The sequence below is a fragment of the Pseudoduganella buxea genome, assembly GCF_009720835.1.
Taxonomy (GTDB): Bacteria; Pseudomonadota; Gammaproteobacteria; order Burkholderiales; family Burkholderiaceae_D; genus Rugamonas; species Rugamonas buxea.
Map to the genome: position 1 here is coordinate 1 of NZ_WNKZ01000005.1, position 14,166 is coordinate 14,166.

The following is a 14,166-nucleotide window of genomic DNA, read 5'->3' on the forward strand; positions in this document are numbered from 1 at the left end:
CGCAACGGCGCCAAGCGCAAGGGCAAGGGCGCCAAGCCGGGCCAGCCAGGCCAACCCGGCCAGCAGGCCCAGGGCCAGCGCCGCGGTCCGAACAGCCGCGCCCCCGGCATGGCCGGCGGCAAGCCGACGGAAGCCGATGCCGTGTTCTCCTTCGTCACCTCCGACGCATTCGACCGCGACGAAGGCGCTCGCGGCAAGGGCCAGCCGAAGGCCGTGCGCCGCGACCTGACGTCCGACGACGACGCACCGAAGCTGCACAAGGTGCTGGCCGAAGCGGGCCTGGGTTCGCGCCGCGACATGGAAGACCTGATCGTCGCCGGCCGCGTGTCCGTCAATGGCGAGCCGGCCCATATCGGCCAGCGCATCCTGCCGACGGACACGGTCCGCATCAACGGCAAGCAGATCCAGCGCAAGGTCAGCAAGAAGCCGCCACGCGTGCTGGTGTACCACAAGCCGGCCGGCGAAATCGTGTCGCACGACGATCCGGACGGCCGTCCATCCGTGTTCGACCGCCTGCCGACGATGAAAGTGGGCAAGTGGGTGGCCGTCGGCCGCCTCGACTTCAATACCGAAGGCCTGCTGCTGTTTACCACCTCCGGTGACCTGGCCAACCGCCTGATGCACCCCCGCTACAACATCGACCGTGAGTACGCCGTGCGTACGCTGGGCGTGCTGGAAGAGGGCATGCGCCAGAAGCTGCTGGCCGGCGTCGAGCTGGAAGACGGCGTGGCGCAGTTCTCCAAGATCGCCGACGGCGGCGGTGAAGGCGTCAACAAGTGGTACCGCGTCGTCATCGGCGAAGGCCGTAACCGCGAAGTGCGCCGCATGTTCGAAGCCATCGGCCTGACCGTGTCGCGCCTGATCCGTACCCGTTACGGCGCCCTGACCCTGCCGAGCAACCTGAAGCGCGGTCGCTGGGAAGAGATGGAAGAAAACACCGTGCGCGACCTGCTTGCCATGGTCGGCGTCGAGAAGAGGGCCGACGCGCCCGCACCGGCCGGCAAGGGCGGCAACGCCCGCGGCGCCGAGCGTGGCAATGAGCGCGGCGGCGAACGTGGTGGCGAGCGTGGCAACCAGCGCGCGCCCCGCCGCGAGCGCGAGGACGAGCCGAACGGCAACCGCATGGACGTCAGCAACAAGAATGCCGATCCGTTCCCCCAGGCACCGCGCGGCCCCCGTGGCGGCCAAGGCCAGGGCGGCTACTTCGGCGCCGGTTCCGGCCGTCCGGGCAGCGGCGGTCCGCGTGGCCAGGGCCAGGGGGGCTTCGGCCGCGCTGCCTCGGGCGACCAGGGCAGCGGTCGTCCGGGTGCACCGGCGAAAAGCCGCGGTCCGCGCCAGCCCGATCCCCTGCAGACGACGTTCGGTTTCGGTTCCCAGGTACGCCGGGGCGGTGGCCAGCCACGTGGCGGCGCCACGGATCACGGCATGCCACGCCGTCGCAAGGGTTAAATGACGGCAACAGCGGGCGGGAATGTCATCTTCCAAGGTGAAGGTGGCAAGCTTGTCGCTGTTGTAAGTACGTTCCGCTTCGCTATGCGGCATTGCAGCGAAACCAATAAGCCGTTATAATGAGCAGCCTAGTAAAAGTTCTTCGCAGGAGTTTATTGCTGAGAAGAGTGCTTTCATCTGGCTGTAGGAACAAGAAGATGGGCAGTTGCCCATTTTTTTTTTGCTCACCGAAAAGTGAGCTGTTTTGAAGAAGGTTCGCGCCCCTGCGTGAACCCCGATCTGGAGATTTTCTTTTGCAACTGCCGGAACTGATTGAGAAGACCGTTGCGGGTCTGGGCTACGAGCTGGTTGATTTTGAACGGGCCGAGCGCGGAATGCTGCGCGTGTATATTGACTTTCCCCCTGCGGATGTAGATGAAAAAGGCCCGATCACGGTGGAAGACTGTGCCACGGTGAGTCATCAGCTGTCGCACGTGTTGACGGTCGAGAACGTTCCTTACGAACGGCTCGAGATTTCGTCGCCCGGCCTGGACCGGCCACTGAGCAAAATGAGCGATTTCGTTCGGTTCGCCGGCCACGAGGCCATCGTCAAGCTGCGCATGGCGCTGCCCGGCACGTCGAACCGCAAGTCCTACCAGGGCATTCTGCAGCAGCCCGATGGTGAGCAACTGGGTATTGAATTCGAGAGTAAAGATGGTCCTGCGGTGCTGAATTTCACGCTCGCGGATATGGATAAGGCACGCTTGGTGCCACAGGTGGATTTTAGGAGCCGCAAAGCATGAGTCGCGAAGTTTTGTTATTGGTGGATGCGCTGGCGCGCGAGAAGAACGTCGACAAGGACGTGGTATTCGGCGCGCTCGAGTTCGCATTGGCGCAAGCCACGAAGAAGCGCTATGAAGGCGAAGTGGACATCCGCGTTTCGATCGACCGCGATTCCGGCGAATTCGAATCCTTCCGCCGCTGGCACGTGGTGCCCGACGAAGCCGGCCTGCAGCTGCCCGACCAGGAAGTGCTGCTGTTCGAAGCCAAGGAACAGATTCCCGACATCGAAGTGGACGAGTACATCGAAGAACCGATCGAGTCCGTCGAATTCGGCCGCCGCTTCGCGCAGGACACCAAACAGGTCGTCCTGCAGCGCGTGCGCGATGCCGAGCGCGAGCAGATCCTGGCCGACTTCCTGGAGCGTGGCGATTCCCTCGTCACCGGCACCATCAAGCGCATGGAACGGGGCGACGCCATCGTTGAATCGGGCAAGATCGAAGCGCGCCTGCCGCGCGACCAGATGATCCCGAAAGAGAACCTGCGTATCGGCGACCGCGTGCGGGCCTATATCCTGCGCGTGGACCGCAATATGCGCGGCCCGCAGGTGATCCTGTCGCGCACGGCACCTGAATTCATCATGAAGCTGTTCGAGCTGGAAGTGCCGGAAATCGAACAGGGCATGCTGGAAATTAAATCGGCCGCCCGCGATGCCGGCGTGCGCGCCAAGATCGCCGTCTACACGGCCGACAAGCGCATCGACCCGATCGGTACCTGCGTCGGCATGCGCGGTTCGCGCGTGCAGGCCGTCACCGGCGAACTGGGTGGCGAACGTGTCGATATCGTGCTGTGGTCCGAAGATCCGGCCCAGTTCGTCATCGGTGCGCTGGCCCCGGCCAATGTGTCGTCGATCATGGTGGACGAAGAGAAGCACGCGATGGATGTCGTGGTGGACGAGGAAAACCTGGCCATCGCCATCGGCCGCTCCGGCCAGAACGTGCGCCTTGCTTCCGAGCTGACCGGCTGGAAGATCAATATCATGACGGCCGAGGAATCGGCCGACAAGGCAGCCCAGGAAACGGCCGCGATCCGCGCCCTGTTCATGGCCAAGCTCGACGTCGACCAGGAAGTGGCCGATATCCTGGTGGAAGAAGGTTTCGCCAGCCTGGAAGAAATCGCCTACGTGCCGATCTCGGAAATGCTGGAAATCGATGCCTTCGACGAAGACACCGTGAACGAACTGCGTACCCGTGCCCGCGATGCCCTCGTCACCGAGGCAATTGCTTCGGAAGAGGGCCTGGAAGGCATGGACGAAGCACTGGTCGGCCTGGACGGCATGGACCGCATTACCGCGGGCAAGCTGGGCCTGGCAGGCATCAAGACCGTCGAGCAATTTGCCGGCCTGGCCTATGACGAATTCGGTGCCATCCTGGCCCTGTCGTCGGACCGTGCGCGCGAACTGATTAATACTGAATTTGCAGATGTGACCGACGATGAAATGAAGCTGGTCGACGGCAAGTACGACGACCGTGCCAAGGCTCTTCAGGCCAAGGCGTGGGCACTGGCAGAAACGGCCAAAGCTTGAGCAGCATTCTTATCATCACCGCGACACATAGAAAAGAGGACTGAATGGCGAGTAACAACGTAGCCCAATTTGCCACCGAACTGAAGATGCCTGCAGATTTGCTGCTGACGCAGCTGCGTTCTGCGGGCGTCGAGAAGCAGTCGGCGTCAGACCCATTGTCGAAAGATGATAAGGATAAGCTGCTGGAGCACCTGCGCCGCACCCACGGCGCGGGCGAAACGGAAAAGAAGAAGATCACGCTGACCCGCAAGGAAACCACCGAGATCAAGCAGGCCGACGCCCATGGCAAGTCGCGCACCATCCAGGTCGAAGTGCGCAAGAAGCGCACCTTCGTCCAGCGTGACGACCTGACCACGACGTCGCCCGCCGCGCCGGCGCCTGCCGCCGCGCCCGTCATCGACGAAGCGGAACGTGCCCGCCGCGAGGAAGAAGTGCGCAAGCAGGCCGAGCTGATCGCCCGCCAGGAAGCGGACCTGCGTGAAAAGCAGGAGCGCCTGGCCAAGCTGGACGCCGAGAAGGAAGCGCAAGCCAAGGCGACCGCCGCGGCCGAAGCGGAAGCGAAGCGCCGTGCCGACGACGAAGCAGCCAAGGCAGCAGCGGCCGAGAAGGCTTCGGCCGACAAGGTCGAGAAAGCCGGCGCCGCCGATGCGCAGAAGGCCGAAGCGGCCGCTGCCGCCGAGACGAAGCGCAAGGTCGAAGCCGAGGAAGCCAAGAAGAAGGCTGAACAGGCTGCCAAGGAAGCCGCCGAGCGCGCTGAAGCGACGGAACGCGCCCGCAAGGCCGTGGCCGACGAAGTGGCCCAGATCAAGCTGATGATGAGCCAGCCGCGTCGCGTCATCAAGGCGCCGGAACCGGCGCCCGCGCCGGTCAAGCCGAAGGTTGCCGAAGGTACGCTGCACAAGCCGGCGGACAAGAAGCCGGCCCCGGGCGCGACCACGACGACGGACAAGAAGGACGACAAGAAGGGCGACAAGAAATCCATCAAGTCGGCCAATGTGTCGTCGACCTGGTCGGACGATGCCAAGAAGCGCGGCGCCCCAGGTGGCGGCCTGAAGGGTCGCGGCAATGCCGCGCCGACCGGCCGTGACGGCTGGCGTTCGGGCGGCAAGGGCCGTGGCCGCAATTCGCACGACGACCGCGAGACCAACTTCCAGGCACCGACGGAAGCCATCGTCAAGGAAGTGCACGTGCCCGAAACGATCACCGTCGCCGAACTGGCGCACAAGATGTCCGTCAAGGCATCCGAAGTGATCAAGCAGCTGATGAAGCTGGGCCAGATGTGCACCATCAACCAGGTGCTGGACCAGGAAACGGCGATGATCGTCGTGGAAGAAATGGGCCACAAGGCCTTCGCCGCCGCCGAGGACGATCCGGAAGCACTGCTGGCCGACCAGGGCGAACACGCCCACTTCGAATCGACCTCGCGTGCGCCGGTCGTGACGGTGATGGGTCACGTCGACCACGGCAAGACGTCGCTGCTGGATTACATCCGCCGCGCCAAGGTCGCATCCGGCGAAGCCGGTGGCATTACGCAGCACATCGGCGCATACCACGTCGATACGCCACGCGGCATGATCACCTTCCTGGATACGCCAGGTCACGAGGCCTTCACGGCAATGCGTGCCCGCGGTGCCAAGGCAACGGACATCGTCATCCTGGTGGTGGCGGCGGACGACGGCGTGATGCCGCAGACGAAGGAAGCGATCGCCCACGCGAAAGCGGCCGGCGTGCCCCTGGTTGTCGCCATCAACAAGGTCGACAAGCCGGGCGGCAACGTCGACCGCGTGACGCAGGAACTGGTCGCCGAAGGCGTCGTGCCGGAAGAATACGGTGGCGAATCGCCATTCGTGCCGGTGTCGGCCAAGACCGGCCAGGGCATCGACGCCCTGCTGGAAAACGTGCTGCTGCAGGCCGAAGTGCTGGAACTGAAGGCGCCGGTGGAAGCCCCGGCCCGTGGCCTGGTGGTCGAAGCCCGTCTGGACAAGGGCCGCGGCCCGGTCGCGACGATCCTGGTGCAGTCCGGTACCCTGAAGCGCGGCGACGTCGTGCTGGCCGGTTCCTCGTATGGCCGCGTGCGCGCCATGCTGGACGAGAACGGCAAGTCGGTGACCGAAGCCGGTCCATCGATCCCGGTCGAAATCCAGGGCCTGACGGAAGTGCCGGCTGCCGGCGAGGAAGTCATGGTCATGGCCGACGAACGCAAGGCCCGCGAGATCGGCCTGTTCCGTCAAGGCAAGTTCCGCGACGTGAAACTGGCGAAGCAGCAGGCTGCCAAGCTGGAGAACATGTTCGACCAGATGGCCGAAGGCGAAGTGAAGAACCTGCCGCTGATCGTCAAGACGGACGTGCAGGGTTCGCAGGAAGCCCTCGTCAGCTCGCTGCAGAAGCTGTCGACGTCGGAAGTGCGTGTGCAGGTCGTGCACGCCGCCGTCGGTGGCATCTCGGAATCGGACGTCAACCTGGCGGTGGCCTCGAAAGCGGTCATCATCGGCTTCAACGCCCGTGCCGACGGCCAGGCCCGCAAGCTGGCCGAAGCCAACGGTGTCGACATCCGCTACTACAACATCATTTATGATGCGATCGAAGAGGTCAAGGCGGCACTGTCGGGCATGCTGGCTCCGGAACGACGTGAAACCGTCACCGGCCAGGTCGAGATCCGCCAGGTCATCCTGGTCTCGAAGGTCGGCGCGATTGCCGGTTGCCTGGTCACCGATGGCGTCGTCAAGCGCTCGTCGTCGGTGCGCCTGCTGCGCAACAACATCGTCGTCTGGACCGGCGAGATCGATTCGCTCAAGCGTTTCAAGGACGATGCGAAGGAAGTGCGCGCCGGCCTGGAGTGCGGTCTGTCGCTGAAGAACTACAACGACATCATCGTGGGCGACGTCCTCGAGGTGTTCGAAGTGACCGAAGTGGCGCGTACCCTGTAATCGGGACAAACGCGGTATCCATGGCGGGTGCCGCCCCCTTCGCGCAAGCGGGGTGGGCGCACCCGCCATAATTTTTTATTGGTAGGACATCATGGCTAAACACAGCAAATCCATTCCGGCGCGCGGCCTGCGCGTCGCCGACCAGATCCAGAAAGACCTGTCCGAGCTGATCGCCTACGGGCTCAAGGACCCGCGCGTGGGCATGCTCACCCTGGCCGAAGTGCAGCTGACGCCCGACTATGCGCACGCGAAGGTCTACTTCACGATGCTCAAGGACGATCCGGAAACGGTGAAGAACACCCTGGCCGGCCTGCACGCCGCCGCCGGCTACTTGCGCAACCAGCTGGGCAAGCGCCTGCACATCCATACGCTGCCGCAGCTGCACTTCGTGCACGACACGTCGGCCTCGCGCGGCATGGCCATGTCGGCCCTGATCGACCAGGCCAACGCCACCCGCGCGGCCGACTTCGTCGACGACAGCCTTGAGGCAAAAGACAAAGACGCCGAATGACGCAGCAAAAAACAAAGCGGGTACGCGACCTGGTCGACGGCGTGCTGCTGCTCGACAAACCCGTCGGCTTGTCGTCGAACGATGCGCTGATCAAGGCCAAGCGCGTGCTGAACGCGAAGAAGGCAGGCCACACGGGCACGCTCGACCCGTTCGCCACGGGCTTGCTGCCGCTGTGCTTCGGCGAAGCGACCAAGTTCTCGCAGGACCTGCTGGAGGCGGACAAGACCTACCTCACCACGGTCCACCTGGGCCAGCGCACGGACACGGGCGACACCGAGGGCCAGGTGCTGGAGACGAAGGACGTCGACGTCACGCTCGAACAGATCGAAGCGGTGCTGGCGAAGTTTCGCGGCCCCATCGCCCAGGTGCCGCCGATGTACTCGGCCCTGAAGCGCGACGGCAAGCCCCTGTACGAATACGCCCGCGCCGGCATCGTGCTGGAACGGGAAGCGCGCAACGTCACCATCCACAAGCTGGAACTGGTGGCCTACGAGGCGCCGTTCCTGAAGCTGGAAGTCACCTGCAGCAAGGGCACGTACATCCGCGTGCTGGGCGAGGACATCGGCGCCATGCTGGGCTGCGGCGCCCACCTGAACGCCTTGCGCCGCATCGGCGTGGGCGCGCTGCGCGCCGAGCAGATGACGACGGCCGAACAGCTGCTGGCCCACCCCGCGCCACTGGAGCTGCTGGCCCCCGTCGACGCGCTGCTGGCGTCGTTCCCGCAGGTCGAGCTGACGGCCGAACTGGCCAGGCGCTTCCTGCAAGGCCAGCGCCTGCCATTGGGCAAGGAACCCGCCATCGTCACGCCCGCCCCCTACCAGGGCCGCGTGCGCGTCTACGAAGGTGGCCGCCTGCTCGGCACGGGCACCCTGGGCGAGTGGGCCATCCTCGCACCCGAACGCCTGATCGCCGCCGCGCAGGGTTGACCTCCTCGCCTGCTGCAATTCGGGTTAGAAACCAGATCCGATACCGGTACCGGTTTTCCAGCAAACGTTATGCAGGGAGGGCACGGGTGTCGACGTGAGACCCGAGTTCGCCCGGCCTCCACGACAGTCGCGCCGCCATGGCAGAATATCGTCTCCGAAACGATGGAGATGGCATGGCCGGTCACGACGAACTGCAAGCCCGCTACGACACCATGTGGCGCGAGGCCGAGCCGGCGCTGGCCCGTGGCGACGTGGCCTGCGACGCGCAACTGGCCGCCGGCGGCGACCCGCGTCGCGGCCTGACCCTGATCGCCCGGCCCGATGCGGCGCTGGCGGCGCGTTTCGATGCGCTGCTCGACCACTTGTGCGCCATCGAGCCGGCGCAGTACCGGCATCCCGTGGCGGACATGCACATCACCGTCCTGTCGCTGTTCACCGCCACCACCGGTTTCCAGCCCGAGCTGGCGCGCGAAGATGAGTACCGCTCCGCCGTCGCCGCCGCCGTGCGGGGCACGCCGCCGTTCACCATCGACTTCAACGGCATCAGCGCTTCGCGCGGCGCCGTCGTGGCCCAGGGCTTCCCCCGGGGCGACGTGCTGGGAGGTCTGCGCGAGCGCCTGCGCAATGAACTGCGCGCGCGTGGATTGGACGGTTCGCTGGACGGGCGCTACAAGCTCGTCACGGCCCATGCGACCCTGCTGCGCTTCGTCCAGCCCTTGGCCGTGCCAGTGGCGTTTACGGAAGCGCTGCGGCGGTGGCGCGGCCGGGCGTTCGGTGCGATGACGGTCGATGCGGTGGAGCTGGTCCTGAACGACTGGTATATGTCCACCGGCACCTTGCGGCGCATCGAGCGCCACCGCCTGGACTCCGCGTAACAGCCGTCAGCGCGGCCCGTCCAGCACCTGCGCCAGCACGGCCGTGTCGACCGGCTTGACGAAGTGGTGGTCGAAGCCGGCAGCGCCGGACAGCACGCGGTCCGCCGGCTGGCCGTAGCCCGTCAGTGCGATCATCAGCGCCTTCGACGTGGCCGGTCGCCCGCGCAGGTGGCGCGCCAGCGTATAGCCGTCCATGCCGGGCAGGCCGATGTCGAGGATGAACGCTTCGGTCGACTCCAGCGTCGGTTCATACAGCGCCATTTCCGCATCCTCGGCCACCGTCACGCTGTGCCCGCGCGCTTGCAGCAGTGCGGCCAGCGTGCTGGCGGCATCGGGATTGTCGTCGACGATCATCACGCGCAGCTGCCGCGTGGCCGCCGCCGCCGGCGCCTGGCCGCCCGGCAGGTCGGCACTCAGCGCCGGCCCTTCCGCCAGCGGCAGCGTGATGGTGAACGTGCTGCCCCGGCCACTGCCGTCGCTGTGGGCCGTGACCGTGCCGCCATGCAGCAGGGTGATGCTGCGCACCAGGGCCAGACCAAGGCCCAGCCCGCCCTGGGCCCGGTCCGGATTGCGCTCGCCCTGGATGAACAGGTCGAAGATGTCGGGCAGCAGCGCCGGGTCGATGCCGTTGCCGTTGTCCGCCACCGCCAGGCGCGCCTGACCGTCGCCCACGTCCAGCGACAGCACGATGCGGCCGCCGGCCGGCGTGTACTTGGCTGCGTTATTGAGCACATTGGCGATCACCTGCACCAGGCGGGTGCGGTCGCCGCGCACGTGCGCGCGGTTCGGCGAGGTGCGCACTTCCAGGGCATGGCGCCGCGTCTCGATCAGCGGCAAGGCCTGTTCGACGGCGGCGTTGACGACCTGCTTCAGGTCCAGCGTCGCCATGTCCAGTTCCACCAGCCCGCGCGTGACGCGCGACACGTCCAGCAGGTCGTCCACCAGCGCCGTCATGTGCCGCACCTGACGCACGATGATGTCGCTGGCCATGACGCGGATCTTCTCGTCGCCGTGCCGCACCTTCAAGAGCTGCGCGGCCGTGCTGATGGGCGCGAGCGGGTTGCGCAGCTCGTGCGCCAGCATGGCCAGGAACTCGTCCTTGCGCTGGGCCGCCTCGCGCAGCGCGTCCTCGGCCAGCTTTTGCGTGTGGATGTCGGTGCAGGTGCCCATCCAGCGCACGATCTGGCCCGACTCGTTACGGATCGGCAGGGCGCGGCCCAGCACCCAGCGGTATTCGCCCGAGCGGTGGCGCAGGCGGTACTGGATTTCATAGGTCTCGCCGCTCGCCAGGCTGCGGCGCCACGCCTCCCAGGCACGCGCCTGGTCGTCCGGGTGGAACATGCCGTTCCACTCGGTGCCGTCGGTCGAGCCCTCCGGCATGCCGGTGTATTCATACCATTGCTGGTTGTAGTAATCGTGATAGCCGTCCGGCAGCGTCGACCAGACCATCTGCGGCATGGCGTCGGCGATGGTGCGGAACTTGGCCTCGCTGTCGCGCAGGGCCAGCATGCTCGAGAGCCGCTCCGTCGCCGTGCGGGCCCGCTCCGCCACTTCCCGCATCAGCGCGCAGTCTTCCTGCAGCCACTCGCGTGGCCCGGCGCTGCTGACGAACAGAATGCTCATCAGGCGGCCTTGTTCCGTCAGGGGGATATTCACGAACGCGCCCGCGTGGTGCCCGCGCAGCACGTCGGCGCCTGCGGCGGTACGGGCGTCGCGCGTGACGTCGTTGACGACGACGATGCGGCCCAGGCGCATGTCCTCGACATAGTCGCCGAATTCGGCCAGGTTCAGCGTGCCCGCCAAGGTCGCCACGCCCGGTGCCGTCCAGTCCCGTTCGACCTGCAGCGCGCCGCTGCGCTGGTCGAAGGTGCCGTAGCCGACCCGGCTCGCGCCCAGGGTCTCGCCCAGGATGCGTGCGGCCGTGAAGGCGATGTCCTCGGACGTGCGCAGGTCGCGCAGCGCGTCCGTCAGGCGGATCAGCGCATCGCGCCGGCCATTGGCCAGCACGCGGTCGGTGACGTCCACGCCCTCGACGAAGATGCCGCGCACGTCGCCGTCGGGCGTGCGGATGGGCTGGAACACGAAGTCGATATAGCGCTGCTCGACAGCGCCATCGGGTATGGCCTGTACGGCATACAGGGCGCTGCTGGCGGCCAGCGGCCGGCCGCTGCGGTACACCTCGTCGAGCAGGGCGACGTAGGCGCGGCCGGAGGCGCCGGCGAAGCACTCGGCCACGGAGCGGCCCACCACGTCGCGGTGCCCCGTCAGGCGCAGGAAGCCCTGGTTCAGCAGGTCGACCTGGTGCCGCGGGCCCGACAGCATGGCCATGAACGTCGGCGCCTGCTGGAACAGGTCGGCGAACTGCCGCGTATCGCGCATCTGCTGCGACTGGGCCAGCAGCTCGGACTCCATCCGCACGGATTGGGCGCGGGCCTGCACGACAGCCGTCACGTCCTCGACGCGGTGGATGATATGGGTCAGCTGCCCGCGCTCGTCCAGCACGGGCGTATTGACGGGGCTCCAGTGACGCTGCTCGAAGCCGCCCGGCATGCCGGGAATGGGGATGTCGTACTTCTGGACGGCCATCGTGTCGGCCTCGCCGCTCAGCCGCACCCGCATCAGCGAGGCGCGCAGGTTGGCCACGCCGTTCGCTTCCGGGTCGTTCGGATTGTCGGGAAAGACGTCGAAGATATTGCGCCCGACGATGACGTCGCGCGTCGTCGCCGTAGCGCGCAGGTAGGCGTCGTTGACGGCCACGATTGTGAAGTCGGGCGACAGCAGCAGGTAGGGCGCCGAACCGGCATCGAACACCCGGCGGTAATCAGGCGAGCCAACCGGCGCAAGGGGCGCCGGCGTGCGCGGCACCCGCCGGCGGTAGTGCTGGAGGACGCTTGCAGGGTGCTTGTCGGGAGAATCGGGGCTCGGCATGGCTGTACATTCTACGCTTTGCACCAGCATGCCAGATTTCTCGACGACGCAGTGGTCGAAACCGCCCCGCAGAAGTACGCTGGTGGCTGTCATCGCACCGTGCTATACTAGTGGGTTCAGTGCATCCGCACTCGCAGTCTTTCTGTAACCACAACGACCATGTCTACTACAAAACGCGCAATTCGCAATATCGCCATCATCGCTCACGTTGACCACGGCAAAACTACCCTCGTGGACCAGCTGCTGCGCCAGTCTGGCACCTTCCGTGAAAACCAGCAGGTCGACACCCGCGTCATGGACTCGAACGACCTCGAAAAGGAACGCGGGATCACGATTCTGTCGAAGAATTGCGCCGTTGAGTACGAAGGCACCCACATCAATATCGTTGATACCCCGGGCCACGCCGACTTTGGCGGTGAAGTCGAGCGCGTGCTGTCGATGGTCGACTCCGTGCTGCTGCTGATCGATGCGCAGGAAGGCCCGATGCCGCAGACGCGCTTCGTGACCCGCAAGGCGCTGGCGCTGGGCCTGAAGCCCATCGTCGTCGTCAACAAGATCGACCGTCCGGGCGCACGCGCCGACTGGGCCATCAACGCCACCTTCGAACTGTTCGACAAGCTGGGCGCCAACGACGAGCAGCTGGACTTCCCGATCGTTTACGCCTCGGGCCTGAACGGTTACTCGGGCCTGACCGAAGACGTGCGCGAAGGCGACATGAAGCCGCTGTTCGAAGCCATCCTGCAGCACGTGCCCGTACGTGACGACAATCCGGACGGCCCGCTGCAGATGCAGATCACGTCGCTGGACTACTCGTCCTACGTCGGCAAGATCGGCATCGGCCGCATCTCGCGCGGCCGCGTCAAGGCCGGCCAGGATGTCATCGTGGTCGATGGCCCTGGCGCCACCCCGATCAAGGGCCGCATCAACCAGGTGCTGAACTTCAAGGGCCTGGAACGCGTGCTGGTCGACGAAGCCGTCGCCGGCGACATCGTGCTGGTCAACGGCATCGAGGAAATCGGCATCGGCTCGACCTTGTGCGCCCCGGACACCCCGGACGCGCTGCCGATGCTGACCGTCGACGAGCCGACCCTGACGATGAACTTCATGGTCAACAACTCGCCGCTGGCCGGCCGCGAAGGCAAGTTCGTCACGTCGCGCCAGCTGCGCGACCGCCTGGACAAGGAACTGAAGGCCAACGTGGCGCTGCGCGTGGCACCGACCGACGACGACACGATCTTCGAAGTGTCCGGCCGCGGCGAGCTGCACCTGACCATCCTGATCGAGAACATGCGCCGCGAAGGCTTCGAGCTGGCCGTATCGCGTCCGCGCGTGGTCTTCAAGATGGTCGACGGCGTGCGCCATGAGCCGTTTGAAAACCTGTCGGTCGATGTGGAAGAAGCCAACCAGGGCGGCGTCATGGAAGAACTGGGCCGCCGTCGTGGCGACCTGCAGAACATGGAATCGGACGGCAAGGGCCGCGTGCGCCTCGAGTACCGCATTCCAGCCCGTGGCCTGATCGGCTTCCAGGGCGAGTTCATGACCCTGACCCGCGGCACCGGCCTGATGAGCCACGTGTTCGACGCCTACGCACCGGTGGACAACTCGCGCGGCGAGATGGCCGGCCGCCGCAACGGCGTGCTGATCTCGCAGGACGACGGCGCCGCCGTGGCCTACGCGATCTGGAAGCTGCAGGATCGCGGCCGCATGTTCGTGTCGCACAACGACCCGGTCTACGAAGGCATGATCATCGGTATCCACTCGCGTGACAACGACCTGGTCGTGAATCCGATCAAGGGCAAGCAGCTGACCAACGTGCGTTCGTCCGGTACCGACGAAGCCGTGCGCCTGGTGCCGCCGATCCAGATGTCGCTGGAATACGCCGTCGAATTCATCGAGGACGACGAACTGGTCGAGATCACGCCGAAGTCGATCCGCCTGCGCAAGCGCTTCCTGAAAGAGCACGAGCGCAAGAAGGCTTCGCGCGAAGCGTAATAACCGCGTCAGCATTGCTGACCGAAGCCGCCGGCCTCCTCACGGAGCCGGCGGTTTTTTATTGCGCCGCACATCGGCACGCTGGTGCCACGCTGCGCGCAGCGGCGCGAGCATGCGGGTGCCTTGCGCATCCCTTCCTGGAAAAAAAATCTCGCGCCGCGCACGCAGCGCAGCATTTCGCTCATGTTCGTGATCGAAACCGACCCCTAATCAT

At 65.8% G+C, this 14,166-nt stretch carries 10 protein-coding genes; 8 read left to right on the forward strand and 2 right to left on the reverse strand.

What is annotated here, in order from left to right; all coding sequences use genetic code 11:
* From GM672_RS03065 to GM672_RS03095, 7 genes are all read left to right on the forward strand, one after another.
* A partial coding sequence (locus GM672_RS03065; protein ID WP_155469057.1) for a pseudouridine synthase occupies positions 1 to 1,449 on the forward strand: 1,449 nt, incomplete at its 5' end.
* A 293-nt stretch (positions 1,450 to 1,742) separates the two neighbouring features.
* Positions 1,743 to 2,231, forward strand: coding sequence for a ribosome maturation factor RimP (gene rimP, locus GM672_RS03070; protein WP_155469058.1), 489 nt, complete (start codon positions 1,743 to 1,745; stop codon positions 2,229 to 2,231).
* On the forward strand, positions 2,228 to 3,793 hold the full coding sequence (gene nusA, locus GM672_RS03075; RefSeq protein ID WP_155469059.1) for a transcription termination factor NusA: 1,566 nt from the start codon (positions 2,228 to 2,230) through the stop codon (positions 3,791 to 3,793). The genes rimP and nusA overlap by 4 nt, the downstream gene beginning before the upstream one ends.
* A 44-nt stretch (positions 3,794 to 3,837) precedes the next feature.
* Positions 3,838 to 6,720, forward strand: a complete 2,883-nt coding sequence (gene infB / locus GM672_RS03080) for a translation initiation factor IF-2 (protein ID WP_155469060.1) — start codon at positions 3,838 to 3,840, stop codon at positions 6,718 to 6,720.
* Positions 6,721 to 6,811: 91 nt separating this feature from the next.
* Entirely contained in the window at positions 6,812 to 7,231 is a 420-nt protein-coding gene (gene rbfA / locus GM672_RS03085; protein WP_155469061.1) for a 30S ribosome-binding factor RbfA, read from the forward strand.
* On the forward strand, positions 7,228 to 8,157 hold the full coding sequence (gene truB, locus GM672_RS03090; protein WP_155469062.1) for a tRNA pseudouridine(55) synthase TruB: 930 nt from the start codon (positions 7,228 to 7,230) through the stop codon (positions 8,155 to 8,157). The genes rbfA and truB overlap by 4 nt, the downstream gene beginning before the upstream one ends.
* 173 nt (positions 8,158 to 8,330) lie before the next feature.
* A complete protein-coding gene (locus GM672_RS03095; protein WP_170299905.1) occupies positions 8,331 to 9,032 on the forward strand; it encodes a 2'-5' RNA ligase family protein in 702 nt (233 codons plus the stop codon).
* 6 nt (positions 9,033 to 9,038) lie between these two features.
* Here the strand turns inward: GM672_RS03095 and GM672_RS03100 are convergent, their stop codons facing one another.
* Positions 9,039 to 12,053: a hybrid sensor histidine kinase/response regulator gene (locus tag GM672_RS03100; protein ID WP_155469064.1), complete on the reverse strand. Its 3,015-nt coding sequence runs from the start codon at positions 12,051 to 12,053 to the stop codon at positions 9,039 to 9,041.
* 66 nt (positions 12,054 to 12,119) lie between these two features.
* Here GM672_RS03100 and typA point away from each other — a divergent pair, with 66 nt between their 5' ends.
* Positions 12,120 to 13,952 carry a translational GTPase TypA gene (gene typA, locus GM672_RS03105; RefSeq protein WP_155469065.1) on the forward strand — a complete coding sequence of 611 codons (1,833 nt, stop codon included), beginning with the start codon at positions 12,120 to 12,122 and terminating at the stop codon, positions 13,950 to 13,952.
* Between the two features lie 8 nt (positions 13,953 to 13,960).
* Here typA and GM672_RS03110 read toward each other — a convergent pair whose 3' ends face one another.
* Complete coding sequence (locus tag GM672_RS03110; protein ID WP_155469066.1) at positions 13,961 to 14,137, reverse strand: hypothetical protein; 177 nt, start codon at positions 14,135 to 14,137, stop codon at positions 13,961 to 13,963.
* Between the last annotated feature and the right edge of the window lie 29 nt (positions 14,138 to 14,166).